Source organism: Mycobacterium sp. HUMS_12744610, assembly GCF_041206865.1.
Taxonomy (GTDB): domain Bacteria; phylum Actinomycetota; class Actinomycetes; order Mycobacteriales; family Mycobacteriaceae; genus Mycobacterium; species Mycobacterium servetii.
The window spans coordinates 5,644,984-5,671,347 of sequence record NZ_JBGEDP010000001.1; the positions used below are offsets into that span (position 1 = coordinate 5,644,984).

Genomic DNA, 26,364 nt, shown 5'->3' on the forward strand with positions numbered 1-26,364 from the left:
TGGATATGCCGGTGGGCGTGACCGCCACCGTGTGAGGAGTCATGGCCATGGGCTGGTTGTCCGCACCCGAATACTGGCTGGGCAGACTGGTGCTCGTGCGCGGCACCGCGGCCGTCTACCTGTTGGCGTTCCTGGGGGCCGCCCTGCAGTTTCGCGCCCTCATCGGGGAGCACGGAATACTGCCGGTGCCACGGTACCTGGCCAGCAGGTCGTTCTGGACCGCGCCCAGCGTCTTTCATCTGGCCTACTCCGATCGGGTGTTCGCCGGGGTCTCCTGGTTCGGTGCGGCGCTGGCGTCCGCCCTCGTCGCCGGCGCGGCCGACCTCGCGCCGCTGTGGGCCGCGATGCTGCTGTGGCTGACGCTGTGGGTCCTCTACCTGTCGATCGTCAACGTCGGGCAGGCCTGGTACTCGTTCGGCTGGGAGTCGCTGCTGCTGGAGGCCGGCTTTCTGGTGATCTTCCTCGGCAACGACCGCGTGGCCCCGCCGGTGCTGACGTTGTGGATGGCCCGCCTGCTGTTGTTCCGGGTCGAGTTCGGGGCCGGGCTGATCAAGATGCGGGGCGACGAGTGCTGGCGGGACCTGACGTGCCTGTACTACCACCACGAGACGCAGCCGATGCCCGGTCCGTTCAGCTGGTTCTTCCACCACCTGCCCAAGCCGCTGCACCGCGTCGAGGTGGCCGGCAACCACTTCGCCCAGCTCGTCGTGCCTTTCGGGTTGTTCGCACCGCAGCCGGTGGCCGGCCTCGCCGCGGCGGTCGTCGTCGTCACGCAGCTGTGGCTGGTGGCCTCGGGCAACTTCGCCTGGCTCAACTGGGTCACGATCCTGTTGGCGTGCAGCACGATCGACGACTCCTCCTGGGGCGCGCTGCTGCCCCTGCCCGGGCACCCGGTGCCGGCTTCGCCGCCGGTGTGGTTCACCGCCCTGGTGCTGGCGTTCGCCGTGGCCGTGTTGTTCCTGAGCTACTGGCCGGTGCGCAACATGCTGTCCGCGCGCCAGCGGATGAACATGTCCTTCAACCCGTTTCACCTGGTCAACACCTACGGCGCCTTCGGCAGCATCGGCCGGGTGCGGCGGGAGGTGGTGATCGAGGGGACCGCGGACGCCAAGATCACCGGCCAGACCGTCTGGCAGGAATACGAATTCAAGGGCAAACCGGGTGCGGTGGGCCGGCTGCCCCGCCAGTGGGCCCCGTATCACCTGCGGCTGGACTGGCTGATGTGGTTCGCGGCCATCTCCCCCGGCTATGCCCAGCCGTGGCTGCGGCCGCTGCTGCAGCGGCTGCTGCGCAACGACCGTCCGACACTGCGCCTGTTGCGGCACAACCCCTTTCCCGACGCCCCGCCCCGATATGTGCGCGCGCAGCTCTACGAGTACCGGTTCACCACACCGGCGGAGCTGCGGCGCGACCGGGCGTGGTGGCATCGCACCCCGGTGGGCGGGTACGTCGCGCCGATGAGGCTGCAGGAGGCGACCTCTCCGAAGCCCTGAGGGCCCCGGCTACCTCTGATAGGACAGCGCTCCCGTGCCCGCGAGCTTCCCACCCTCGACGATCAGGTACTCGGGACGGATGGGCGTCCCCGCGAAAAAGCACTCCAAGATCTCACGGGTTCCCGCGGCGTAGCGCGCCTGGGCGGACAGCGTGGTGCCCGAAACATGCGGTGTCATCGCGTTGTTCGGCATGGTGCGCCATGGGTGGTCGGCCGGCGGCGGCTGCGGGTACCACACGTCGCCGGCGTAGCCGGCGAGTTGACCGCTCGTCAGCGCGGCGGCGATGGCGTCCGGCACGGTCTCCTCGCCGCGCGCGGTGTTGACGATGTATGAGCCGCGCCGCATCGTGGCCAGCAGCCTCTCGTCGAACATCCGGCGGGTGTCCTCGTAGAGGGGCGAGTGGATGGACACGACGTCGACGGACTTCACCAGCGACGCCACGTCGGGGTGAAACGTCACGTTCAGTTCCCTCTCCACCTCCGGTGCAAGCCGGCGTGTGTCGGTGTAGTGCAGGTTGACGTCGAACGGCGCCAGTCGGCGCAGTACCGCCCGCCCGATGCGGCCGGCGGCGATCAGCCCGACGTCCATGCCCTCCAGGTCGTAGGCGCGCTCGGCACAGTCGGCGATGTTCCAGCCGCCTTCGGCGGCCCAGCGATGCGACGGGAGGAAGTTGCGCACCAGCGCCAGAATCTGCATCACCGTGTGCTCCGCGACGCTGATGCTGTTGCTGTACGTCACCTCGGCCACGGTGATCCCGCGCTCTTTGGCCGCCTTGAGGTCCACGTGGTCCGAGCCGATTCCCGCGGTCAGCGCCAGCTTGAGCCGCGGAGCCTTCGCGATGCGCTCCTCGGTGAGGTAGGCGGGCCAAAACGGTTGGGAGATAACGATATCCGCGTCGGACAGTTCACGCTCGAATTCGGAATCGGGTCCCTCCTTGTCCGACGTCACCACCAGCTGGTGGCCGCTGTCTTCAAGGAACTTCCGCAGACCCAGCGCGCCCGAGACGCAGCCGAGCAGCTCCCCGGGCGTGAAGTCGACCTTTGAGGGGGTGGGCACGGTGCTGCCGTCGGGATAGCCCGCGATCGCGGGGATGCCGTCGCGGGCGTAGCTGGGCGGGTACCCGCCGACCGGATCGGGGTAGAGCACCATCACGCACTTGGCCATTGAGAATCCTCCCTCTAGCGGGAGTTTCCGGCCTTCGTTGATCGACGGCCTGATTTGCCCTGGTGGGGTTGGGTTTTTGGGCAGGGTTGGTGTATTACCCAAGTCGTTGTGTTGGGCGTTGTTGGTCAGCGGGTGGGTGCGTATTGGTGGATTGCGAACAGGTCGGCGAGTCGCTGTTGGGTGGGGCTGGTGTCGGTGAGCATGCGCTGCACGCGGGGCCGTCCCTTGCTGCCGTCGTGGTAAATCAACACGGTCTCTTGGATGCCGGAGAGTTCGTCGAGTAGTTCGCGTACCGACAGGTGCAGCCCGGCGTGCTCGGTCTGGCGGCGCATCAGGTGGGCGACGGCCAGGGCGAGCACGCAGTAGAACACGTGCACCCGGATCTTGGAGTCGGTCCAGTGGTGCATCGGGCTGAACGAGACTACGTGGGGGTCTTTGAGTTGGCGGAACCCGAATTCGGCGTCGGATTGCGATCGGTAGGCGGCCACCACGTCGGGTACCGGCCAGTCGCGGTTGGTGAATAGGATGCGCTTGCCGAACAGCCGTTCTTGCAGGCGCTTTCGGGCCTTGGTGTCGGTGCGCCAGGACAGCCTCAATTGGGCGGGCGTGTCGCCGGTGAGGGTGGTGGTGATGATGTCGGCGACCCAGCGGGGTTTGAGGATCGCGGTGATCTCGGCCTGGACCTGGTCGCGGTCGCGGCGGGTGCGGCCGCGCGCGAGGCGGGCGGCCAGCTCGGCCAGGCGGCGCCGGGCCTTGGCCAGGGTCTGGTCCAGGCCGCGGGATTGTTTGGCCGCCAGGTTCGCCGAGTGGGTGAGTACCGCTCGGCGGGTGACGCCGAGCGCGGTGACGGTGGTGTCGACATAGCTCAGCTCGGGGTAGCGGTCGTCGTCCACGGGCCGGTAGTCCCGGGTCGGGATCTGCAGCAGTTCGGGGTGATCGCTGGGCGGCAGCGAACCGACGAACCCGATCCGGTGCGCCTCCACTACCGCATGGTTGTCGCTGCTGTTTTGCCCGGCGTCATAGACCACGGTCAGCGACTCCACGTGCTCGACCAGGTCCCGGTAGCGGGTGAGCAGTTCGTCGACGACGGTGCTGAACTGGGTGACATCGGGCCGGTCCCCGGGATAGGGGTGGCTGATCACGGGCACCCCGCCGTCGCGGGTGACGACCAGGGCCAGCCCGACCAACCGCAGATCGGTGCGTTTCTGCTTGGCCTTGCCCCGCTGCGCGATCGGCGCGCGGTCGTTGCCGGTGTCGATGAAGGTGGCGAAGTTGGTCATGTCCAACGCCAGCCCGGTCAAATCCAGCCCGAACTCGGTCACCATCCGCCGTCCCAGCCGGGTCTCGATCTCACGCAGTTCGGTCTGGCCGAGGCGGTCCATCGCGTCCCAGAACCGGCGATGATCCAGCGCGGCCCGGTCCAGCTTCACCCACCGTGACCCGGCCGTGGTGGCCCACCAGTCGGCGAAGCCACGCTTGGAACATGGGTCGACAATCCGGTTCGCGCACGCCAGGGCCACATAGGTGCCCACCGGTGCGGCCGCGTTCGCGTACCGGGGCGCCACGTCGTTGACGATGCCGGCCACATCCAGCCGGGCCAGCATCGACCACACCGCAGCCAGATCCCCGAACTGCTTGTGCTGGCTACGGATCGGCTGCCCGGCCGGCGTCGCCGACAGCTTCGCCATCACCTCCTCCGCGCTGCCCAAATACTGCTGCGAAACGATGCGCGGCTTACCTTGCACGCGGGCCGATTCCACCAGGTAGTAATAGGTCTGCTTGCCGCGCCGCTTACCCACGATCGACGCCATATATGGGTAATACACTCCAGCCCCACAAACATCAAGCACCACAACGCAAGACACGCCGATCAGCTACAAAGGCTGGAAACTCCCGCTAGGACAACCAATCCCAGTCTCGGAGGTCGACGACGCAGGTGTCCAAGACGAGTTTCCGACTGCGCGATAGGCCACGCCGATCACCGGTGATAAGGCCGCTCGCGCGCGACCTGTAGCAGCGCGCGGGTGACGGGTGATCCGGGCTCCGCCTTGGTGGTGACGAGCGCGATGAGCGCCGTGACGGGTGGCTGATCGAGCGGCAGACTGGCTACCCCGGCGGGCGGGCCGAGGGTTTCGATCCATGGCTGCGGGACGATGCTTGCCCACCGGCCCGTGCGTACGTGGGCGAGCAAAGTCGCCAGCGAGTCGGTCTCCAGCTGCGGCGTCACCTCGAGCCCCTGGCGTTGCAGCGCCTGGTCGATGAGCCGGCGCCCACGCATGCCGGGTGTCAGCAGGCACAGCGGCAATTCGACCGCCTCGGACCAGGCGATCGTGCCGGACCGGCCGGTGAGCAATTCGGTACCGGCGATGAGCACAGGCCGCTCCCGATACAGCGGGGTGACGACGAGCTCGTCGGTGTCCTGCTGGTCGGGGTAGACGATCCCGGCGTCGAGTTCGAACCGGCGAACGCGTTCGATGATCCCCGCGGAACGCAGATTCATCTCGAGCCGAACCCGGACCAGCGGATGCGCGGCGCAGAACGGATCCGTGAGCAGCGCAACGGTGGTCGAGGCCGCCGGCACCACACCCAACCGGAGCTCGCCGGTGAGACCGGTCTGCAGCGCCGCGACTTCCTGCTTGAGGGCGTCGCGGTCGGCCAGGATGCGCCGCGCCCAGTGCACCAACCGCTCGCCTTCGGGGGTGAGGCCCTCGAATTTCTGGCCACGCCGGACCAGTGGCACGTCGAGTTCCTGTTCGAGCTTGCGGATGGCTTCGGACAGCGCGGGTTGCGAGACATAGCAGGCGCCGGCCGCACGCGCGAAATGCCGCTCGTGGGCGAGAGCTACGAAGTATTCCAACTGACGGAACAGCACGGAATCATTCGATCACGCCACACGGGCAACACCGCTGCCGCTATGCCGCGTCATCGTCGTCGTCTGCGCGGAGCAGTTTCTTGGGGTGCCAGTGGGTGTTTTTGCGGGTGGTCCAGCCGTGGGGTTGTAGGAGGCGGTGGTGGGGGCCGCAGGCGAAGGTGAGGTCGTCGATGTCGGTGCATCGACAGGTGGCCCAGTCGGTGACGTGGTGGACTTCGCTGTAGTAGCCGCCCACGGTGCAGGCGGGCGCCGAGCAGCCGCGGTCTTTGGCGTAGAGCACGATTCGTTGCGCGGGGGAGGCCAGGCGTTTGGTGTGATACAGGGCCAGGGTTTTGCCTTTGTCGAAGATCACCAGGTAGTGATGGGCGTGGCGGGCCAGGCGGATGACGTCGGACATGGGCAGGATGGTGCCCCCGCCGGTGAGGGCGCATCCGGCGGCGGCTTCGAGTTCGGCCAGGGTGGTGGTGGCGATGATGGCGGCCGGAAGCCCGTTGTGTTGGCCCAGCTTCCCGGAGGCCAGGATCGCCCTGAGTGCGGCGAGCAGGCCGTCGTGCTGGCGCTGGGCGGGCCCGCGGGCATCTTTGTCGATGGCGTCCTGGGTGGGGGTGCCGTCGATGCAGGGGTGCTCGTCGAGGGGGTTGCACATGCCCGGGGCGGCGAGTTTGGCCCACAGGGCTTCGATCGTGGCGCGCAGTTCGGGGGTGATCCAGCCGCTCAGGTGTGACTCTTGTCGGGGCCCTGGGCGCCCAGGATCAGCCCGCGCCGCCGGGCCCGGTCCTCGTCGGTGTAGTTGCCGTCGGGGTTGAGGGCGTTGTCGAGTTGCTCGGCGAGCCCGCTGAGTTGTTCGGGGCGGATTCGGGTGCCGTGGCGGGCCAGGTCGGCTTCGGCGCGTTCGCGGGTGGGTTGGTCGACCCAGCCGGGCAGCTGGCGGCAGAAGCGGCGGATCACCGCGACGTGCTCGGGTCCGAGCGTGCCCTGGCGCTGACGCAACGCGGTCTCGGCCAACACCGGGGGCAGGGGTTGGCCGGTCAGCCCGTGTCGCTCGCCTAGGTCGGCGGCCTCGCGGACCCGGCGGGCGGCCTGGGGGCGCGAGATCGAGGTGGCCTCGGCGATCGCGTGGGACGAGCCTGTCACGATTTCTGTGTAAGTCAGAGGTGATTTGACTACGAGTTGTATTCTAGCACAATGGGATTCGCCCAGGGAATAGTCTGGCGAGTGTGTTGAGCGCCACAGTCCAGTTGTGCGTTCCAGTACCCGAATAGCCTCCTCTCTCGCTGGAGATGTTGCGCAGCCCGAGGTACAGCAACTTCATCGCGGCGTCCTTGTCCGTGAAATGACCACGGTTCTTGGTGATCTTGCGCAACTGGAAGTTGATCGACTCGATCGCATTGGTGGTGTAGACGATCTTGCGCAACTCCACCGGATAGTCCAGGAACGGAACGAATTCCCCCCAGGCGTTGTGCCACACGTCAATTGCACCCGGATATTGGGCGCCGAATTGCTGGTCGAACTCCTTGAGTGCGAGTTCGGCTCCATCGACGGTCGGCGCACTGTAGATCGCCCGCATCGCGGTGGCGACCTTCTTGCGGTCCTTATAAGACACGAAGCGCATCGCATTCCTAATGACGTGCACGACGCAGGTCTGCACCACGGTATCGGGATAGATCGAGCGGATCGCATCAGGCAGACCGGTCAGCCCGTCGCAGCAGGCGATGAGGATGTCGCGCACCCCGCGGTTGCGCAGGTCGATGACGACCTTCTGCCAGAACTTCGCCCCCTCGGAGTCCTGGATCCAGCAGCCCAAGGCGTGTTTGCGGCCCTCCAGATCCACGCCAATGGCCAAATAGGCGACCTTGGTGGTGATGACCCCGTTGTCGCCGATCCGCAGCCGCAGCCCATCGATGTAGAGGATCGGGTAGACCTCATCGAGCGGGCGGGCCTGCCAGGCCTTGATCTCATCGACCACCACCTCGGTGATATTGGAGATCAACTCCCGCGACACCGACGCCCCATAGACCTCCTGCAGGTGGGCTTCGATATCGCGGGTGGTCATTCCCCGTGAATACAGCGACAACACCACCGAATTGATGTTGTTGAGCCGGCGGGTCTTCTTCGGCACAATCGCCGGCTCAAACGAGCCGTTGCGATCACGCGGCGCATCGATCTGCACCGGGCCGTTGACGGTGGTCACCGTTTTCGGCGTGGTGCCGTTGCGCGAATTTCCCGATCCGCGTCCGGCCGGATCGCCGGCCTCATAGCCCAGATGGTGGGTTAGCTCCGCATTCAGCGCCCGCTCCAGCACGGCCTTAGTCAGCTGGTTCAGCAAACCGTCCGCGCCGTCGATCGGGGTCCCGGTCTTCACCGCATCCTTAATCAACGAGTCCAGCGTCTCTTCGGTGAACATCTCGGCCAGCCGCCGCGCCGCGGTCGTCTCCTCAGCCGGCATCTGCATGGTCTTGGTCACAAAACACTCCTTCTGTCCGCCCAACGGCGGTCCGATGATGGACCACCCCGGACTTACACAGATGGAATGACACGCCCCGTGGGACAGGGTGTACGCCTCGCAGTCGAACCCCAGCAGCGTCTCCAGGTCGGCATCCAGGGCGTCGAACGCCGCACCCAGCTCCTCCCGGTCAACACCCACACCGTCAAACTATGCGCACCCACCGACATTGATCGTGTTCAGCCGGTTCGGGTGAGGATGGTCTTGCTCGTTCGCCGCTGGTGATGACCCTCCCACTGACTGACGTCCTGCTGGATTGTCTTCCAGTTGATTTGTCTCACCAGCGACGTGCGAGCAAGCACCGCCGAGAGCCCGGCGGGGCGGACATGACCTGATCAGGAGCCTGGCCGTTCCTCATCAATGTCTTGTCTGCCCGCCCCACCGGGTTGTCACCTACCGCACGGTTCATTGCAACGGAGAGGACACCACCATCGTGACATCCCCACACTGCTGGGTTGTTATCGGCGCCGACACCCATCTGGACACCATTCATCTCGCCGCTATCACCGACACCGGCCAACTTCTCGGCGACGCCGAATTCCGCACCAGCCCTACCGGCTACCACGCCGCGATCACCTGGGCCCGCAGCTTTGGTGAAGTCGTAAGCGCTGGCGTCGAGGGCACCAGCAGCTACGGCGCAGGGTTCACACAAGCATTGCATGCCAACGATATTCACGTGGTCGAGGTCAACCGACCCGACCGGGCCGCTCGCCGCCGACAAGGAAAGTCCGACCCGCTGGACGCCTACAGTGCGGCCCGTGCGGTGCGGGCCGGCGACGGCCTGGCCGTACCTAAAGATCCCAACACCAATGCACTCAAAGCCCTACTGATCGCCCGCCGCGGCGCCGTGAAAGCCCGCACCGCAGCTATCCAACAGATCAAAGACCTCCTGGTCACCGCGCCCGCCGAGCTACGCGAGCGCTACCGCCGCTACACCACCACACTGACACTGGTGCGGGCCCTGGCCAGGTGCCGGCCCACCACTGGCCAAGATCCGGTCACCATCGCGGTGCTGATGTCCTGCAAAGCCCTGGCACAGCGAGTCGAGTTCCTCGAGCGCCAGAACGACGAACTGACCAACGAGCTCGACACCATGACCACCGCAATCAATCCCGCACTGCGCGCCGCCTACGGCGTCGGCCCCGACACCGCCGCCCAGCTCCTGGTGACCGCAGGCACCAACAGTCACCGACTGCGGTCGGAAGCCTCGTTCGCCAGGCTTGCCGGTGTCGCCCCCGTCCCGGCCTCCTCCGGCAAAACCACCCGACATCGACTCTCCCGCGGCGGAGATCGCGCCGCCAACAACGCCCTTTACCGCATCGCCCTGGTCCGCATGTCCCACGACTCACGGACCCGCGACTACGTCACCCGCCAGACCGCTGCTGGCCGGTCCAAAAAAGAGATCCTGCGGCTGCTCAAACGCGCAATCGCCCGTGAGATGTTCAAACACCTCACCACGCCCTGCCCGATCGACGACTACAGCGACCTACGGCCGACCCGTCCAGCTCAAAACATCACTTTGACCGCCGTCGCTGACCACTTCGGCGTCTGGCCTAACGACATCTCCCGCCTCGAACGCGGCCTCAAACGCGACGACACCCTCGCCGCCAACTACCGCCAATGGCTAAACACCCAGCTCACCCACGCCGCTTGACTTTTAACAGAAATAGGAGCATCAACAAACCCCGGAATGTGACCACAGAAACCACAGTGACACAAGTTGTTTCGACGGCACTACAGCGTCTCGTCCAGCTCTCCGAGGCGGTTGGTCAGCCGCAGATTCTCCGAGTAGTCGACCGGGCAGCAGATCAGCGAGACGCCGTCGTCGGCCAGCGCGGTCCGCAGCGTCGGCAGCAGCTCGTCGGCGCTGTCGATGTGATATCCCTTGGCGCCGAAGCTTTCCGCGTAGGTCACGATGTCCGGGTTGCCGAACTTGACGTAGCAGTGCTCGCCGAGCTCGAGGTCCATCTTCCACTCGATGAGGCCGTAGCCGCCGTCCTCCCAGATCAACACCACCAGCGGGATCCGCTCCCGCACCGCGGTCTCGATCTCCTGGGAGTTCATCAGGAACGCACCGTCGCCGGCGACGGCCAGCACCTTCGCGTCCGGCCGGGCAATCTTGACGCCGAGCGCACCGGGCAGCGCAAAGCTCATGGTGGACAGGCCGTTCGAGACCAGGCAGGTGTTGCGTTCGTAGGTCGGGTAGAGCCGGGCCATCCACATCTTGGTCGCGCCGGTGTCGACCAGGACGACGTCGTCGCGGCCCAGCGCGGCGCGGGTGTCGGCGACGATCCGCGCCGGCGCCAGCGGATACCGTGAATCCTGTTGCCCCCGAGCGAATTCCTCGGCGAGCAGGCCCGAGCCCGGCACCTCGCCGTCGCGGTGATAGCGGTGGCCGTCGAGCGCCTCGGTGAGCGCGTCCAGCGAGGCGCTGATGTCGCCGATGATCCCGACGTCGACGGGGTAGTGCGCGTCGACCTCGGCCGGGAAGTGGTGGACGTGGATGATCTTCTTGTCGGCCTGCGGGTTGATCCGCACCGGATCGAACTCCTGCAGCTCGTAGCCGACGGCGATCACCACGTCGGCGTTGTCGAAGCCGAAGTTGACGTAGTCGTGCCGCATGAACCCGATGGTCCCGATGCTGTTGGGGTGGTCGTCGGGCATGACGCCTTTGCCGTGGAAGGTGCACGCGACCTTGATGCCGAACTGCTCGGAGAAGCGCACCAGTGCCCCGGTCGCGTCGCTGCGGGCCGCGCCGTGCCCGGCCAGCAGCACCGGCCGCTGCGCCCCGCGCAGGATCGCCACCGCGCGCTCCACCTGGCCGGGCGCCGGCGCGTCGGCGTGGACGACGTCGCGGCGCAGCGGTTTCAGGTCGGGGTAGTCGGTGTCATCGGCGTCGATGTCCTCGGGCACCGAGAGATAGACCGCCGCCGGGCGCTCGGTCTCGGCGGTCTTGAACGCCTTGCGGAACATCTCCGGGATGGCGTGCACGGTGGGCACCGCGGCGGCCCAGCGGGTGATCGGGGCGAACATCGAAACGAGGTCGACGTACTGGTGCGACTCCTTGTACTCGCGGTCGTGACCGACCTGCGCGGAGATCGCGACCAGCGGCGTGCTGTTGGTGGTCGCGTCGGCGACGCCGAGCTGCATGTTGATCGCGCCGGGCCCCAGCGTGCTCGACACGACCGCGGCGCGGCCGGTGACGCGTCCGTACATCTCGGCCATGAACGACGCGGCCTGCTCGTGCCGGGTCAGCACGTAGCGGATGCCGGAGGCGGCCAGCGCCTGCACGAAGCGGATGTTCTCCTCGCCCGGCAGACCGAAGACGACGGAAACCCCCTCGTTTTCCAGGCACTTGACCATCAACTCGGCCGCTTTAGTCATCCGGCACCTCCCTCATCGCCACGATAGTGGCAGGCTGGATATCGGAACCTTTCACACCGACCGCAGAACGAAGGATGTCAGCGTGCCCATCGCCACCATCAATCCGGCCACCGGCGAGACAGTCAAAACCTTCACCCCGGCGACCGACGAGCAAGTCGACGCGGCGATCGCCCGCGCTTACGCCCGGTTCCAGGACTACCGCCATAACACCACCTTTGCCCAGCGGGCGCGGTGGGCAAACGCCACCGCCGACCTGCTCGAAGCCGAGGCCGACGACACCGCCGCGATGATGACGCTGGAGATGGGCAAGACCCTGAAGGCGGCTAAGGCAGAAGTTCTCAAGTGCGCCAAGGGTTTTCGCTACTACGCCGAGAACGCCGAGGAGCTGCTGGCCGACGAGCCGGCCGACGCGGAGAAAGTGGGGGCGTCGCGGGCATACGTCCGCTACCAGCCGCTGGGCGTGGTGCTGGCGGTGATGCCGTGGAACTTCCCGCTCTGGCAGGCCGTCCGGTTCGCCGCTCCCGCCTTGATGGCCGGCAACGTCGGCCTCCTCAAGCACGCGTCGAACGTCCCGCAGACCGCGCTGTACCTCGCCGACGTGATCGCCCGCGGCGGCTTTCCCGACGGCTGCTTCCAGACGCTGCTGGTGTCGTCGGGCGCCGTGGAGCGCATCCTGCGCGACCCCCGGGTCGCGGCGGCCACGCTGACCGGCAGCGAGCCGGCCGGCCAGTCGGTGGCCGCCATCGCCGGCGACGAGATCAAGCCGACCGTGCTCGAGCTCGGGGGCAGCGACCCGTTCATCGTGATGCCGTCGGCGGACCTCGACGAGGCCGTCAAGACCGCGGTCACCGCCCGCGTGCAGAACAACGGGCAGTCCTGCATCGCGGCCAAGCGCTTCATCGTGCACGCCGACATCTACGAGACGTTCGTCGACAAGTACGTCGAGCGCATGCAGGCCCTGAAAGTCGGCGACCCGACGGACCCGGACACCGACGTGGGCCCGCTGGCCACCGAGTCCGGCCGGGACGAGATCGCCAAGCAGGTCGACGACGCCGCCGCGGCGGGCGCCACGATCCGTTGCGGCGGCAAGCCGCTGGACCGGGCGGGGTGGTTCTACCCGCCGACGGTGGTCACCGACATCACCCGGGACATGGCGCTCTACACCGAGGAGGTCTTCGGGCCGGTCGCGTCGATGTACCGGGCCGCCGGCATGGACGAGGCCATCGAGATCGCCAACGCGACGAGCTTCGGGCTGGGCTCCAACGCCTGGACCCGCGACGAGGCCGAGCAGCGGCGCTTCATCGACGAGATCGAGGCCGGCCAGGTCTTCATCAACGGGATGACGGTGTCCTACCCCGAACTCGGCTTCGGGGGCATCAAGCGATCCGGCTACGGACGCGAGCTGGCCGGGCTGGGGATCAAGGAGTTCTGCAACGCCAAGAGCGTCTGGGTGGGTTAGCTGCTCGCCATTCGACGACGGACAGTGCCTTGTGTGCTCCCCGGCGAACCGCCGCGTCCACCGAGATGCCGAAGGTCATCTGACTTCCTCAGATCGTTGGACGGCTGGCTGGTTGGAGAAGGCTGCAACCAGCACCGCGACGAGCCTGCGCACTGCCAGCGCCGGCTGCTCCGGGCTGGGCTCGTCGAGCCCGAGGACGGGATCCAGGCCGCGCATGTAAGGGGCCAGGGCGAGGTGCGGGAAGAGCAACAGCAGCAGCGACAGCAGTGCTTCGGTGTCGGCATCGGCCCTTAGGTCGCCGCGCACCTGCGCGTCGCGGACCAGCGGACGCAACACCTCGAGGTAGTGCCGGTGGATGACGCTGCGCACGCTGATGCGGGCGTCGGTGTCGACCTCCAGCGTCGCCGCGGCGTGCAGGGCGCGCTCGTGTGGATGCTCGGCGAAATAGGCCACCCACGCATCCAGCAGGTCGGTGAGGAACACGAAGAACGGCCGGGTCGGGTCGAGGTCGCGGATGAGGTCCTCCACGTAGGCGCGAACCCGCTGGCTGCCGATGTCGGCGATGTAGGCGTACAGGTCGCGCTTGTCCGCGAAGTACTGGAACAGGCTGCCCTTGGCGACACCCGCGCGGCGCGCGATGACGTTCAGGCTCCCTCCGGAGAATCCGTGCGCCCCGAACTCGGACTCTGCGGCTTCTATCACCGCCGCGCGTCGGGCGGGGTCGACACGTGCCCACGTCACCGTCGGCATGGTGGCTCCCGTCTTTAATGAGCGTTGGTCACTCTACCGTGAGGTGCATCAGGGTCAAGGAGCGTTCCACACACTGGCTGGGTCTTTGCCGGACCGACGACGACGGCGCCGGTGCCAGTGCGCGGACTACGGTTGGTCCGAGCGGTGGGCGACCGAATCGACGGGGCGAGATCGACGAGGTGAGCTTCCAGCTCACTCCGATAGCGAAAGGTCAGCAGCAGTGACGACACGCGCACACCTCGTGGACGCCGCAGTCGACGCCGCAGCGTCTCGCCTGGTCGAGTTGTTCAAAGACCTGCACCGCCATCCCGAGCTGGGGTTCGCCGAGACCCGCACCGCAGGGATCGTCGCCCGAGAGCTGAACGGGCTGGGTTTCGCGGTGACGACCGGGATCGGCGGCACCGGCGTGGCGGCAACGCTGCACAACGGCGCCGGGCCGACCGTCATGTACCGCGCCGACATGGACGCCCTGCCCGTCGCCGAAAACACCGGCTTGGACTATGCGAGCACCGCGCAGGTTTCCGGCGAGGACGGCACCCCGTTACCGGTCGCGCACGTCTGCGGGCACGACGCCCACGTCACCTGGATGTTGGGGATGGCCAAGGTGCTCGTCGCCGCAACCGACGCATGGTCGGGTACCGCGGTGCTGGTCGGCCAGCCCGCCGAGGAACTGATCGCTGGAGCGCAGGCCATGGTCGACGACGGCCTGTACGACGTGGTGCCGAGACCGGATCACCTCATCGGTATGCACACGGCGCCCGGTCCGGTCGGCATGGTGGCCGCTGCCGGCGGCCCGACCCTGGCCGGCTCGGACCAGTTGGACATCGTGTTCCACGGCGTCGGCGGCCACGGGTCGATGCCGCAGCTGGCCAAGGACCCGGTGGTGATGGCCGCGCTGGCGGTCGTCGAATTCCAGACGATCGTCAGCCGGATGATCCCCCCGCAGGAGACCGCGGTGCTGACCGTCGGTTCGGTGCAGGCCGGCTCGGCCCACAACGTCATACCGACCCAGGCGTTGCTGAAGGTCAATCTGCGATGGTTCGACCCGCAGGTGCGCGAACGATTGATCGACGGGATCAACGCCGTCTGCGACGGCATCGCCCGCACCTACGGGATGCCCGAGGACCGGCTTCCGCAGATCACGCTTGCCGGTGGCTGCACGCCGCTGGTCAACGACGAGAACCTGTGCGCCCGGCTGGCCGCGGCGCTGGGCGAGGCGATCGGGCCGGAACACGTCTTGACGCACCTGGCGCCGGTGACGGCGTCGGAGGACTGCCAGCTGCTCAAAGGCCCGCACCAGGACCTACCCCTGGCATACCTGTTCGTCGGGGTGGCCGATCCGCAGGTGTACGCCGAAGCGCTGGCGGCCGGAAAGCTGTTCCCCTACTCTCCGCACAGCCCCGACTACCGGGTCGACCTGGCGGCGGTCCCGTTCGGGGCCAAAGTCGCCAGCCATGTGATGCTCGATCTGCTCGGTACGTGAGCAGCCGACCGCAGCACGCACGGCGGGCACGCGACGAGGCTCGCAGGGTCGTCGCAGTCGACGTCGGCGGCGCGGTGCAGGCCCTGGGGAAGGGCTACCTCGACCCGGTGTTCACCGGCTTCAACTACGACAACGTGCCGACCGTGACGATCAACGGCGCTCTGGGAGGCCTGCTGCCCACCCTGTCCATCCCCGGTGACATCGCGCAGAACATGACCAACGTCCTCAAGACCGTGACGGATACCTCAATCACCGCCGTGATATCGCTGGTCAATCCGTCGTTCACCACGGGGCTCCCACTGACGCTCGCGCTGGACGCACTCGGCGCCCCGATCGTTACCGCGCAGGCTGCGGCGCTGAGCGGCACGACGTTCGTCACCGCGGTGCAGACCGGCAACGTCGCGGGCGCGTTCGGTGCACTCGCCAATGCTCCGGCCGTCATCGCCAACGGCTTCCTCAACGGTCAGGGCACGATCACGCTGGACCTGCCGCCGTCGCTGCTGACGATCCCGGGCGCCACCACCCAGTCGTTGACCGCGTGAATCCTCACGCCGCTGCAGCCGGTGGTGGCGACCGCGGTGGCCACACCGGTGGTCGGGCCCCCGGTCACCCAAACCGTGACGCTCGGGGGCTCGCAGTTCGGCGGTCTCATTCCCGGTCTGCGGGGCGCATTGGCGGATCTCGCGACCGCGATCACGCCGCTGACGTAGCCGCACCTACCGGCGTGGAGCTCAGGGCCGCATCCGGTAGGCCCCGCCCATCGGCAGCACGTATTCCTTCCAGACCTGGTCGGAGCGTGCGGGATCGTGCGCCGGGCGGCGCAGCATCCGCATCGCGAAGCGGCCCTGCTCGTCGGTGGTCGCCTGCTTGTCGTGCAACTCGACGGCGTAGGCGTTGGAGTCGCGGACCAGCACGCCGAAGATCTCGTCGAGCAGCGCCGGATCCACTCCCGACAGCCCGGCCTCCTCGAGAATGAGCTGCGCGTAGGGCACCACGGCGAACAGCTGGCCGACGGCGAACGCGAAGTCGACGTCGCGCTGCTGCGCCGCGTCCGGGGTGGCGGCCGCCAGCATCTCGGCGAGCACGTCGATCTGCTCGCGCAGCAACGCCACATTGGGCAGGTGACCGTAGCTCTCGAACGGCGCGCGCCAATCATGGAAACGCACCTTGCCCAGGCCGCCGGTCGGGCCCTGGGCGAACAGGAAGGCGTCGTCGGCGGCCTCGTCGCGGCGGCCGATCACGGGCAGCGCGGCATCCGGAGCGAACAGGAAGTTGGGCATGAACTTGGCGAGCAACCCGACGTTGATGTGGACGGTGCCCTCAAGCCTGGGCAGCAGGCCGATCTCGCGGGTCACGGTCTCGAAGAAGGTGTCCTTTTCCACGCCCTTCGCGGCGATCACGTCCCACAGCGCGGTCATCACCCGCTCGCCCTCGCCGGTCACCTTCGCCTTGGTGAGCGGGCTGTAGAGCAGGTAGCGACGATCGGCGGCCGACGCGCTGCGCATGTAGTCGCAGGCCCGGGTGGCGACGAGACGCATGGCGACCAGGCGCAGGTAGGCGTCGGTGAGCAGGCGGCGCACGTGGCTGAAGTCGGTGACGACGGTGCCGTACAGCCGTCGGGTGGACGCGTGGGTGATCGCCTCGTACATGGCGTGGGTGCACATGCCCACGGAGCCCCAGCCCAGGTTGTACTTGCAGACGTTGACGGTGTTCAGGGCGGCGTGGAACGCCCCGGGACCGCGGTGCAAGATGTCGGCCTCGCTGACCGGATAGTCGCGCAGCGCGTAGTTGGCGACGTAGTTCTGCGAGTTCACCACGTTCTTGATGAGGTCGTAGCGCTCGTGCCGGGAGTCGGCGGCGAAGAACACGTACTCGTCGTCTTGTGCCGGGCCGCCGGCGATCTTGCCGAACGTCGACACCATCCGCGCCACGTTGGCGTTGCCGATGTAGTACTTCTCGCCATTGGCGACCCAGCCGGTCCGGCCGCCCGGGCTGGGCGTCAGGACCATGTCGGTCTGGTACACGTCGGCGCCGTGGGCCTGCTCGGACAGGCCGAAGGCGAACACCTCGCCGGCCTCGAGCTGGGCGGCCGCCTTGCGCTTGGCATCGGAGTTCTCGCTCATCCAGATCGGGCCCAGGCCCAGCGCGGTGACCTGGAACGGGTACCAGTAGCTCAGCCCGTAGAAGCCGACGATCTCGGCGAACTCGCTGATGCGGTAGGTGTCCCAGCGGCAGTCGCCGTGCCGTGAGGTGCCGTACTGCGACGGCGTCAGCAGCGAGGCGAAGATGCGCTCGCGCGCGATGAAGTCCAAGAAGTCGGAGTACCACACCCGGTCGTGGTCGTCGGCCTTCAGCCGGGCCTTCCCCCGCGACTCGAAGAACTCCACCGTCGCGGCCATGATCTCCCCCGAGCGACGGTCCGGGTATTTGCGCTGCAGGTGATTGGGGTTGAGCAACATGACGTGACCGTACTGCCAAAACGGCTTCGCCGGGACCCTGTTGGCCGAGCGCCGGCCGACCTAGCATCAGTCGCGTGTCAGAACTCAATACCGCCCGCGGGCCCATCGATACCGCCGACCTCGGCGTGACGCTGATGCACGAGCACGTGTTCATCATGACCACCGAGATCGCCGAGAACTATCCCGAAGCCTGGGGCGACGAGGAGCAGCGGGTCGCCGACGCCATCGACCGCCTCAACGAGCTGAAGTCCCGCGGGGTGGACACCATCGTCGACCTGACGGTGATCGGGCTGGGCCGCTACATCCCGCGCATCGCGCGGGTGGCCGCGGCCACCGAGCTGAACATCGTCGTCGCGACCGGGCTGTACACCTACAACGACGTGCCGTTCTATTTCCACTACCTGGGTCCCGGCGCCGAGCTGGGCGGCCCGGAGATCATGACCGACATGTTCGTCCGCGACATCGAGCAGGGCATCGCCGACACCGGGATCAAGGCCGGAATCCTCAAGTGCGCCACCGACGCTCCCGGCGTCACCCCGGGCGTCGAGCGGGTGCTGCGCGCGGTGGCCCAGGCGCACAAGCGCACCGGGGTGCCGATCTCCACCCACACCCACGCCGGGCTGCGGCGCGGGCTCGAGCAGCAGAAGATCTTCGAGGAGGAGGGCGTCGACCTGAGCCGGGTGGTCATCGGCCACTCCGGCGACAGCACCGACGTCGGCTACCTCGAGGAGCTCATCGCCGCCGGGTCCTACCTCGGGATGGACCGGTTCGGCATCGACGTGATCTCCCTGTTCGAGGACCGGGTCAACATCGTGGCGCAGATGTGCGAGCGCGGGCACGCCGACAAGATGGTGCTCTCCCACGACGCCAACTGCTACTTCGACGCGCTGCCCGAGGAGCTGGTGCCGCAGGTCATGCCGAACTGGCACTACCTGCACATCCACAACGACGTGATCCCCGCGCTCAAGCAGCGCGGCGTCACCGACGAGCAGCTGCACACGATGCTCGTCGACAACCCGCGGAAGATCTTCGAGCGACGGGGCGCCTACGAGTGACGCAGAGCGAGCCGATTCCGCCGATCGGAACCCAGATCTCGGCGCTGGCCGCGCTCGCACCCGACGAGCCCGCGGTCACCTGCGACGGGGTGACCCTCACCCGCGCCGAACTCGACCGTTCGACGAACCGGCTGGCCCGCGCCTACGCCGAGCGCGGCGTCGGCGTCGGCGTCGGCGACTACGTCACCATGGTGCTGCCCAACTCCATCGAATGGATCCAGGCCGCGGTGGCGTGCTGGAAGCTGGGCGCGGTGCCCCAGCCCCTGTCGGCGCGGCTGCCGGAGGCGGAGTTGACCGGCCTGCTCGAGCTGCGGCCACCGGCCCTGCTGGTCGGCCGCGAAAGCCCCGACATCCCCAGCGTGCCGGCCGGTTTCGCGCCCGACCCGTCGCTGTCGGACGCCGCGCTGCCCGAGGCGGTCTCGCCGGTGTGGAAGGCGATGGGCTCGGGCGGCAGCACCGGCCGACCCAAGCTCATCGAGTCCGGCGGCGACAGCCGGGTGCCGGCCGCCATCGGCTATCCCCTCGGCGCGCAGGAGGGCGACACCACGTTGATGTCGGTGCCGATGAGCCACAACACCGGCTTCACCACCGCGACGATCGCGTTGCTGATGCGCCACCACCTGGTGGTGATGCCCCGGTTCGACCCGCACGAGTTCCTCCGGCTGATCACCGAGCATCGCGTCACCTTCATGACGACGGTGCCCACGATCATGCAGCGGGTGCTGCCCGTCTACCTGGCCGCCCGCGAAGCCGACCCGGGGGCCTACGACCTGTCGTCGCTGCGGCGGTTCTGGCACCTGGGCGCGCCGTGCCCGCCGGCCGTCAAGCAGGCCTGGATCGACCTGCTGGGGCCGGAAAAGGTCTGGGAACTCTACGGCGGCACCGAATTACAGGCGTTGACCTTCATCTCCGGCGACCAGTGGCTGACCCATCGCGGCTCGGTCGGCGTGGTGGTCGCCGGGGAGATGAAGGTGCTCGACGACGACGGCAACCCCTGCCCGCCGGGCGTGGTCGGCGAGATCTACATGCGACCCGCCCCGGGCAGCGCGCCGACCTACCGCTACGTGGGCGCCACGGCCAAGAACCGCGACGGCTGGGACTCACTCGGCGACCTCGGCCACTTCGACGAGGACGGGTTCCTGTACCTGTCCGACCGCCGCGTCGACATGTTCACCGTGGGCGGGCGCAACGTGTACCCCGCCGAGATCGAGAACGCCCTGTCGGCGCATCCGGACGTGCTGTCGTGCCTGGTCGTCGGGGTTCCGCACGAGGACCTCGGCCAGGTGCCCTACGCCCTGGTGCACACCGCCGACGGCTCGGGGCTGGACGCCGAGGGCGTGAAAAACTTTCTGCGCGAACACGTTTCGTCGTACAAGGTGCCGCATCATGTAGAGTTCGTCGACACCCCGTTACGCGACGACGCCGGCAAGGCGCGGCGCTCGGCGGTGCGCGCCGAGATCATGGCGCGATCGCAAGTCCGCTGAGCGGTCAGTCGAGGACCTCGATGCGACACTGAGGCCGGTGCGCGGGCCCGTGCGCGCGGGCCAGCCGCGCATCCAGTGTCACCAGCGTCGCGTCGAAGGCCTCGGCGAGCGCGACGTAGAACGCGTCCCAGCCACGCACCGAATCGCGTAGCTGCCATGCCCGCTCCAGCAGCCAGCGATGGCCCACGCGTTCCCCGGGCCAGTCCCGCAGATCGACGGTCGCCTGCGACGCGCCTGTCGCGTCGAGCCGGCCGCGCAGGTGCTGGGCGCGGATCACACCCATCACTTCCACGTCGATGGCATGCGGCGCCGCGTGCTCGGTGTCGGCGGCGAGGTGTGTCCGCAACGACCTCGAACAGGCACGAGGCGTCAACGATCAGCGTGAGGCCACTCGCCGCGCCACTCGTCCAACCTGGCCAGCACCTCGGCGGCGGAGACGGTCGAAGGCCGACGTCCGGTTCGCGCCAACCACTGCGCGATCGACGGCCGCGACGCCAGCCGCACCGCCTCCCGGCGCAAGAGTTCGGGCACCGTGATGCCCTCCTCCGCGGCGCGGCGCAGCGCAGCAGACCGGCATAGACGTCGTCGTCGATGTCACGAATCTGTACCGTCTTAGGCATCAACGCACCGTATCGTGCAAATCTGCATCACTGCTGGTCATCGGCACCGTCACGGCGCAATGGCGTCCGCCTCCGCGTCGAAGGCCGGGACGTCCGTCGGTCGGCGCCCCTTTTCCCAGCGGCGCAACCATTCTCGGCAGGGCGACTCGACCAGGGCGTAGCTCACCGCGGCGATCGCGAAACCGAACAGCAGCGTCAGCACCAGCACCGTCGGCATCCGGCCGGTGAAGGGAAATGTCCCGATCACCGGGAACACCATGGCCAGCGCGGCCAGGTGCCACACGAACAGCCCATAGGACCAGCGCCCCAGCGTGACCATGCCGGTGCTGCCCAACAGCCGGTGCGGCGTGCCGGGCCGGTCCAGCACCAGGGGCGCCACCAGCGCGAAAGCCACCAGCGAGCCCATCGCGGTCTTCACCGCGAACTGCGCCGGGGTCCCCGGGACCAGGCCCTCAGGACCGGCCAGCGGTGACGCCGCGACCAGGTAGGCGAGCACCGCGATGACGGCCATCGGCACCCGACGGCGGGCCAGCCGGTGCGGCCACCCGACGTCGCTGTAGACCCACTCCGCCAGCAGCATCCCCGCGGCGAACCAGGAGAAGAACGCCGGCGGCCAGTTCAGGGGGTTGGCGCCGGAATCGGCGTGCCCGGCCACCAGGGGGGTCCAGCCCCACGCCCAGCTGAGGGCCGCCAGCGCCGCGATCGCGGGCACCCGGGCCCGGACCGGGATCCGCCGCGCCAGCAGCGCCAGCAGCGGCAACGCCAGGTAGAAGCCGACCTCGACGGACAGGCTCCACATCTGGGTCAGCCCGCCGGTCAGGGTGAGCGGTACGTAGATCTGGGTGAGCGTCAGATTGGCCAGCCACACCGTCGGGCTGGCGTGGTCGGCGTCGGGCAGCAGGGTCAGGATCACCACGACCGCCACCACGTAGGCCGGCATGATGCGGACGAACCGCGACCGCAGGTAGTGCCCGGTGCGGGGGCGCCTCGCGGGGTCGGTGCCGCGCGCCGCCGCGACGTGGCCGCGCCACAACAGGAATCCCGACAGCGCGAAGAAGACGGCGACGGCCAGGTCGAAGCGGCTGAACAGCCGGCCGTCGACACCGCTGGAGTGGCCCGTCTGGAAGGCGACATGGGTGACGACCACGCCGATGGCCGCGCACGCGCGCATGCCCTCCACGGCGGGCAGGAAGCTGCGGCTCCCCCCGACCAGTCGGCCGTCGGTCATCGTCCCGTCGGTCATCATCTCGTCCCGTCGGTCATCGTCACAGTGTGCCCGTGATGCCGTGCCACATTCCGGGTACACCCCACTACCTGACCGCGGCGTCTGGTTCCTCCGCCGGGGCCCGGTGATCTGCTGTTAGGGTCAAACGGGTTTGCCTGCTGTCCGGTCCGGCCGGCGGGCCCGGGGAGCAGCGAGGGGCCTCGATGGACCATGAGGAGGACACGGCAACGTGAACCGAGCAGTCATGTTGCGATTCGCCGCGTGCGGAATCATCGGACTCGGAGCCGCCCTGCTGATCGCCGCGCTGCTGCTGTCGACGTACACCAGCAGCAGGATCACCAGGGTGCCGCTCGACATCGACACCACGCTGGTCAGCGACGGCACCGGCACCGCGCTCGACCTGGGGTCCCTGTCCACCGATCACCTGGTGACCAACAAGAACGTGCCGCTGGTCTCCCAGCAGCAGATCACCGTCGAGTCGCCCGCCAACGCCGACGTGGTCACGCTGCAGGTCGGGTCGACGGTCCGGCGCACCGACAAGCAGAAGGACAGCGGGCTGCTGCTGGCGATCGTCGACACCGTCACCCTCAACCGCAAGACGGCCATGGCCGTGTCCGACGACACCCACCCCGGCGGCTCGGTCCAGAAGCCCCGCGCCTTCGGCGACGAGAACCCGCCGACCGCGATCCCGCTGCGCCACGACGGGCTGTCCTACCGCTTCCCGTTTCACACCGAGAAGAAGACGTACCCGTACTTCGATCCGATCGCGCAGAAGGCGTTCGACGTCAACTACGACAGCCAGGACGACGTCAACGGGCTGACGACCTACCGGTTCACGCAGAACATCGGCTACAACGGCGCCGGCAAGCTGGTGGCGCCCGTCGTCTACCCGTCGCTGTACGGCGGCAACGAGGACGGCAAGGTCACCGCCCCCGCGTCCATGTGGGGCGTGCCCGGCGATCCCGGCGAGCAGATCACCATGACCCGCTACTACGCCGCGCAGAAGACCTTCTGGGTGGACCCGGTGTCGGGCACCATTGTCAAGCAGGCCGTGCACGCGAACCACTACTACGCGCGTGATCCGCTGAAGCCGGAGCTGACGCTGGTCGACTACAAGGTCACCTCCAACGAGGACACCGTCGAATCGCAGGTCAACGCCGCCCGCGACGAGCGCGACCGGCTGGCCCTGTGGTCGCGGGTGCTGCCGATCACCTTCACCGCGGTCGGCCTGATCGCTGTGATCGGCGGCGCACTGCTGGCCTCGTTCAGCCTGCGCACCGAGAGCGCGCTGACCGATCCCGGCCTGGACCGCGGTGACCAGGAGTTCTTCGGCCGCGGCGGCGACGGGCCCGTGCCCGGAGCCGAAGCCGAGACCGAGAAACTGCCCACCCAGCGTCCCGATCTGAGTCGCGAGGGCGCCGACCCGGATGCGCCGACTCAGGCGTCCGACAAACCGGCCGAGCCCGAGGCGCCCGAGCCCGACACCCCCGGCGGCGCACCCGAGCGGGACTAGCCCGGCTCGGACGGGCTCACCGTGTGCTGGACCCGGCCCGGGTACGCGCTGGCCCTGGCGCTGCTGGTCACCGCACCGTTGCTGGGGCCCGGGTATCTGCTGTTGCGCGACGCGGTGTCGACGCCGCGCTCGTACCTGTCCGACGGTGCCCTGGGACTGACGTCGGCGCCGCGGGCGACGCCGCAGGATTTCGCGGTGGCGCTGGCCTCGCGGGTTCTCGACGGCGGCGTCGTGGTCAAGGTGCTGCTCGTCGCCGGGTTGTGGCTGGCGGGGTGGGGTGCGGCGCGCCTGGTCGCCACGGCGCTGCCGGCGGCCGGGGCGGCCGGCCAGTTCGTCGCGACCACACTGGCGATCTGGAACCCGTACGTGGCCGAACGGCTGCTGCAGGGACATTGGAGCCTGCTGGTCGGGTACGGCTGCCTGCCGTGGGTGGCGACGACGATGCTCGCGCTGCGGTCGTCGGGGTCGCCCGGCGGCGCGGGCGGGTTCTTCGCCCTCGCGTTCTGGATCGCGCTGGCCGGCCTGACCCCGACCGGGCTGCTGCTCGCGGCGACGGTCGCCCTGGTGTGCGTCGGGGCGCCGGGCCCGGGCCGCTCGCGCCGGCTGTGCGCCGCGGTGACGGTGGGCGCCGCGCTGGTGGCGGCGCTGCCCTGGCTGACGGCGGCGGCGCTGGGCTCCCCGCTGACCACCGCCGCGGCGCCGGGGGTGCGGGCGTTCGCGCCGCGCGCCGAGCCCGGCCTGGGCACGCTGCTCAGCCTGGCCAGCCTCGGCGGCATCTGGAACGGCCAGGCAGTACCCGCCTCGCGGGCAACGCTTTTCACGATCTGGTCGGCGGTCGCGCTGCTGGGCGTGGTGCTGGCCGGTGCGCCGGCGGTGGCCCGCCGGCGCACCGCGGCGCCGCTGCTCGTGCTGGCGGTGGTGTCGGTGCTGGTGCCGGCCGCGCTGGCGACCGGGCCCGGTCTGCACGCGCTCGGCGCCCTCGTCGAGGCCGCGCCCGGCCTCGGCGTGCTGCGCGACGGGCAGAAGTGGGTGGCCCTGGCGATGCCCGGCTACGCGCTGGCCGGCGCCGGCGCGGTGGTGACGCTGCGCCCCCGGTCGCGTCCGGCGATCACGGCGCTGGTGTGTTGTGCCGTGCTGATCGCGGCCCTGCCCGACCTGGCGTGGGGTGTGGGCGGCAGGGTCGCGCCGGTGCGCTACCCGCCGGGGTGGGCGGCCGTGGCGGCGGCGGTCAACGCCGATCCCCGCGCTGTCGCGGTGTTGCCGGCGGGCACCATGCGGCGCTTCCCCTGGTCCGGTCCGCGCCGGTGCTGGACCCGCTGCCGCGTTGGGTGCGCGCCGACGTGCTGAGCAGTGGCGACCTGGTCATCTCCGGGGTTCTCGTGCCCGGGGAGGGCGATCGCGCGCGGGCGGTCCAGGGGTTGCTGCTGGCGGGGCCCGACGCGTCGGCGGCGGCCAGCGACGGCGTGGGATGGCTGGTCGTCGAATCCGGCAGCGCCGGCGACATGGGCGTGGCGCGGCGCACCCTGGACGCCCTGACGCCGGTCTACCGCGACGATCAGATCGCGCTCTACCGGATCGGCGGCGACACCGCGCGCGTGTCCGCGGCCCGGCGCGGCGTGACCCTGGCCGCGCACCTGGCGTGGCTGGCGCTGCTGGTCGCGGGGGCCGTCGGCGCGGCGGTCAGCGCGGCTCGGCGCAGCACACCAGCCCGCTGACCAGCCGGCCGGCCTGAACCGCTTCCAGCACACCGCGCAGCGCGGTCGCGCTCTGGGCCCAGGAGAACTCGCCGGTGCGGGTCTGTGCCTTGGCGCCGAGTTGATCCCGCAGCACGGGGTCGGTCAGCAACTCCTCGAGGCGGTCGACCAGCTCGGCGCGATCGTCGACCAGGATGCCGGTGACCCCGTCGATGATCGAGTCGGACAGGCCGCCCGAGGACCGGTAGCCGATGGTGGGCACTCGGTGCTGGGCCGCCTCCACGACCGCCAGACCCCAGCCCTCCTTGCGCGAGGGCAGCACGTGGACCCACGAGCTCTGCAGGACGTGGTGTTTGGTGATGTCGTCGACGTGGCCGTGGAAGACCACCGCGTCGGCGATGCCGAGGGAGTGCACGTGCTCGACGAGCCGCCGCCGCCACCAGCCGTCGCCGATGATGTCCAGGCGCAGGCCGGGGATTCCCGGCCTGCGGCGGCGCAGCTCCGCGACCGCCTCCAGCGCGTCCTCGATCTGCTTGTGCGGCACCAGCCGCGAGAGCACCACCACCCGCGGGGTCGTCGCCTGCGAGCCGGACAACGACGGCGCCGGCGCCTCGTCGAGGCCGTTGCGCACGACCGCGATCCGCTCGTCGTCCACGCCGAGGGCGACCAGGTCGCGGGCCGAGGGCAGCGACACCGTCAGGTACTGGTTGCGCCGGTTCAGCCACGGCGACAGCTTCGACTCGACGAACCAGCCGACCCGGCCGAGCACCGGCCCGGCCACCGGCCACTGCTCGCGGTGGCAGTGGTGCACCAGCACCACCACCCGGCGCCCGTACACCAGCCTGGCCAAGAACGGCAGACCGTTCTGCGCGTCGACGACCACGTCGGGCCGCGTGCGCCGCAGCCGCGCCAGCCCCAGCCGCGCCCCGGCTTCGGACAGGGCCATCATCAGCAGCGCCCACACGTACACCGAGTAGCGGCCACCGGCGCGCACGATCCGTACGCCGTCGACGACCTCCCGGCGCGGCGCGCCCGGATACCGCGCGGTCCGCAGTGTGACGGCGACGCCCGAGTCGGCCAGGTGCGCGCCGATGCGCTGCAGGTAGGCCTCGCTGCCTCCGCCCTGGGGGTGGCCGGTGTCGCGCCAGCACAACAGCAGTACGGAGCGCAGGGAAGACATCGAGTGCAGCCTAGCCGGGGCGAGAC

Annotated in this window: 19 protein-coding genes and 2 pseudogenes; 10 read left to right on the top strand and 11 right to left on the bottom strand. The window is 68.9% G+C overall.

Annotation, left to right across the window (positions count from 1 at the left end; all coding sequences use genetic code 11):
• Positions 1-47: 47 nt before the first annotated feature.
• The gene (locus AB8998_RS27450) at positions 48-1,493 is read left to right on the top strand and encodes a lipase maturation factor family protein (RefSeq protein WP_369741795.1); all 1,446 of its coding nucleotides are present in this window, start codon (positions 48-50) and stop codon (positions 1,491-1,493) included.
• Between the two features lie 9 nt (positions 1,494-1,502).
• Here AB8998_RS27450 and AB8998_RS27455 read toward each other — a convergent pair whose 3' ends face one another.
• From AB8998_RS27455 to AB8998_RS27475, 5 genes and pseudogenes are all read right to left on the bottom strand, one after another.
• A complete protein-coding gene (locus AB8998_RS27455; protein WP_369741060.1) occupies positions 1,503-2,657 on the bottom strand; it encodes an NAD-dependent formate dehydrogenase in 1,155 nt (384 codons plus the stop codon).
• A gap of 125 nt (positions 2,658-2,782) precedes the next feature.
• Positions 2,783-4,468 (bottom strand): IS1634 family transposase, encoded by a 1,686-nt coding sequence (locus tag AB8998_RS27460; RefSeq protein WP_369736745.1) that lies wholly within the window; start codon positions 4,466-4,468, stop codon positions 2,783-2,785.
• Between the two features lie 167 nt (positions 4,469-4,635).
• Positions 4,636-5,529 (bottom strand): LysR family transcriptional regulator, encoded by an 894-nt coding sequence (locus tag AB8998_RS27465; RefSeq protein ID WP_369741061.1) that lies wholly within the window; start codon positions 5,527-5,529, stop codon positions 4,636-4,638.
• Positions 5,530-5,569: 40 nt separating this feature from the next.
• A pseudogene (locus AB8998_RS27470) lies at positions 5,570-6,651 on the bottom strand (HNH endonuclease signature motif containing protein); the annotation flags it as partial.
• 55 nt (positions 6,652-6,706) lie between these two features.
• Positions 6,707-7,942: an IS256 family transposase gene (locus AB8998_RS27475; RefSeq protein ID WP_369741377.1), complete on the bottom strand. Its 1,236-nt coding sequence runs from the start codon at positions 7,940-7,942 to the stop codon at positions 6,707-6,709.
• A 523-nt stretch (positions 7,943-8,465) separates the two neighbouring features.
• On the opposite strand from AB8998_RS27475, the gene AB8998_RS27480 reads away from it, so the two are divergent.
• Positions 8,466-9,686 carry an IS110 family RNA-guided transposase gene (locus tag AB8998_RS27480; RefSeq protein WP_369741062.1) on the top strand — a complete coding sequence of 407 codons (1,221 nt, stop codon included), beginning with the start codon at positions 8,466-8,468 and terminating at the stop codon, positions 9,684-9,686.
• A gap of 80 nt (positions 9,687-9,766) precedes the next feature.
• Here the strand turns inward: AB8998_RS27480 and AB8998_RS27485 are convergent, their stop codons facing one another.
• Positions 9,767-11,416, bottom strand: coding sequence for an acetolactate synthase large subunit (locus AB8998_RS27485; RefSeq protein WP_369741063.1), 1,650 nt, complete (start codon positions 11,414-11,416; stop codon positions 9,767-9,769).
• Between the two features lie 82 nt (positions 11,417-11,498).
• On the opposite strand from AB8998_RS27485, the gene AB8998_RS27490 reads away from it, so the two are divergent.
• Positions 11,499-12,875 carry an NADP-dependent succinic semialdehyde dehydrogenase gene (locus AB8998_RS27490; protein ID WP_369741064.1) on the top strand — a complete coding sequence of 459 codons (1,377 nt, stop codon included), beginning with the start codon at positions 11,499-11,501 and terminating at the stop codon, positions 12,873-12,875.
• A 75-nt stretch (positions 12,876-12,950) separates the two neighbouring features.
• On the opposite strand, the gene AB8998_RS27495 is transcribed toward AB8998_RS27490, so the two are convergent.
• Positions 12,951-13,625 (bottom strand): TetR/AcrR family transcriptional regulator, encoded by a 675-nt coding sequence (locus AB8998_RS27495; RefSeq protein ID WP_369741065.1) that lies wholly within the window; start codon positions 13,623-13,625, stop codon positions 12,951-12,953.
• Positions 13,626-13,845: 220 nt separating this feature from the next.
• On the opposite strand from AB8998_RS27495, the gene AB8998_RS27500 reads away from it, so the two are divergent.
• From AB8998_RS27500 to AB8998_RS27510, 3 genes are read left to right on the top strand one after another with little or no spacing between them, the layout of a single operon-like run.
• On the top strand, positions 13,846-15,108 hold the full coding sequence (locus AB8998_RS27500) for an amidohydrolase (protein ID WP_369741066.1): 1,263 nt from the start codon (positions 13,846-13,848) through the stop codon (positions 15,106-15,108).
• The gene (locus tag AB8998_RS27505; protein WP_369741067.1) at positions 15,105-15,650 is read left to right on the top strand and encodes a hypothetical protein; all 546 of its coding nucleotides are present in this window, start codon (positions 15,105-15,107) and stop codon (positions 15,648-15,650) included. Before AB8998_RS27500 ends, AB8998_RS27505 begins: the two co-directional genes overlap by 4 nt.
• Positions 15,651-15,671: 21 nt before the next feature.
• Positions 15,672-15,818: a hypothetical protein gene (locus AB8998_RS27510; RefSeq protein WP_369741068.1), complete on the top strand. Its 147-nt coding sequence runs from the start codon at positions 15,672-15,674 to the stop codon at positions 15,816-15,818.
• A 21-nt stretch (positions 15,819-15,839) separates the two neighbouring features.
• Here the strand turns inward: AB8998_RS27510 and AB8998_RS27515 are convergent, their stop codons facing one another.
• Positions 15,840-17,567: an acyl-CoA dehydrogenase family protein gene (locus AB8998_RS27515; RefSeq protein ID WP_369741069.1), complete on the bottom strand. Its 1,728-nt coding sequence runs from the start codon at positions 17,565-17,567 to the stop codon at positions 15,840-15,842.
• 74 nt (positions 17,568-17,641) lie between these two features.
• Between AB8998_RS27515 and AB8998_RS27520 the strand changes: the two genes are divergently transcribed.
• Together AB8998_RS27520 and AB8998_RS27525 are read left to right on the top strand one after the other, a co-directional pair.
• Entirely contained in the window at positions 17,642-18,622 is a 981-nt protein-coding gene (locus AB8998_RS27520; protein ID WP_369741070.1) for a phosphotriesterase family protein, read from the top strand.
• On the top strand, positions 18,619-20,106 hold the full coding sequence (locus AB8998_RS27525) for an AMP-binding protein (RefSeq protein ID WP_369741071.1): 1,488 nt from the start codon (positions 18,619-18,621) through the stop codon (positions 20,104-20,106). The genes AB8998_RS27520 and AB8998_RS27525 overlap by 4 nt, the downstream gene beginning before the upstream one ends.
• Positions 20,107-20,110: 4 nt before the next feature.
• Here the strand turns inward: AB8998_RS27525 and AB8998_RS27530 are convergent, their stop codons facing one another.
• Complete coding sequence (locus AB8998_RS27530) at positions 20,111-20,452, bottom strand: type II toxin-antitoxin system VapC family toxin (RefSeq protein ID WP_369741072.1); 342 nt, start codon at positions 20,450-20,452, stop codon at positions 20,111-20,113.
• A 323-nt stretch (positions 20,453-20,775) separates the two neighbouring features.
• Positions 20,776-21,972 (bottom strand): acyltransferase family protein, encoded by a 1,197-nt coding sequence (locus AB8998_RS27535; RefSeq protein WP_369741073.1) that lies wholly within the window; start codon positions 21,970-21,972, stop codon positions 20,776-20,778.
• Positions 21,973-22,180: 208 nt separating this feature from the next.
• Here AB8998_RS27535 and pgfA point away from each other — a divergent pair, with 208 nt between their 5' ends.
• Positions 22,181-23,464, top strand: a complete 1,284-nt coding sequence (pgfA, locus tag AB8998_RS27540) for a cell envelope lipid trafficking protein PgfA (protein WP_369741074.1) — start codon at positions 22,181-22,183, stop codon at positions 23,462-23,464.
• 21 nt (positions 23,465-23,485) lie between these two features.
• Positions 23,486-25,179 (top strand): annotated as a pseudogene (locus AB8998_RS27545) (MmpA family trehalose lipid delivery protein).
• Here the strand turns inward: AB8998_RS27545 and AB8998_RS27550 are convergent.
• Positions 25,145-26,338 (bottom strand): glycosyltransferase family 4 protein, encoded by a 1,194-nt coding sequence (locus AB8998_RS27550; RefSeq protein WP_369741075.1) that lies wholly within the window; start codon positions 26,336-26,338, stop codon positions 25,145-25,147. The pseudogene AB8998_RS27545 and the gene AB8998_RS27550 sit on opposite strands and share 35 nt — an antisense overlap.
• Positions 26,339-26,364: the final 26 nt, after the last annotated feature.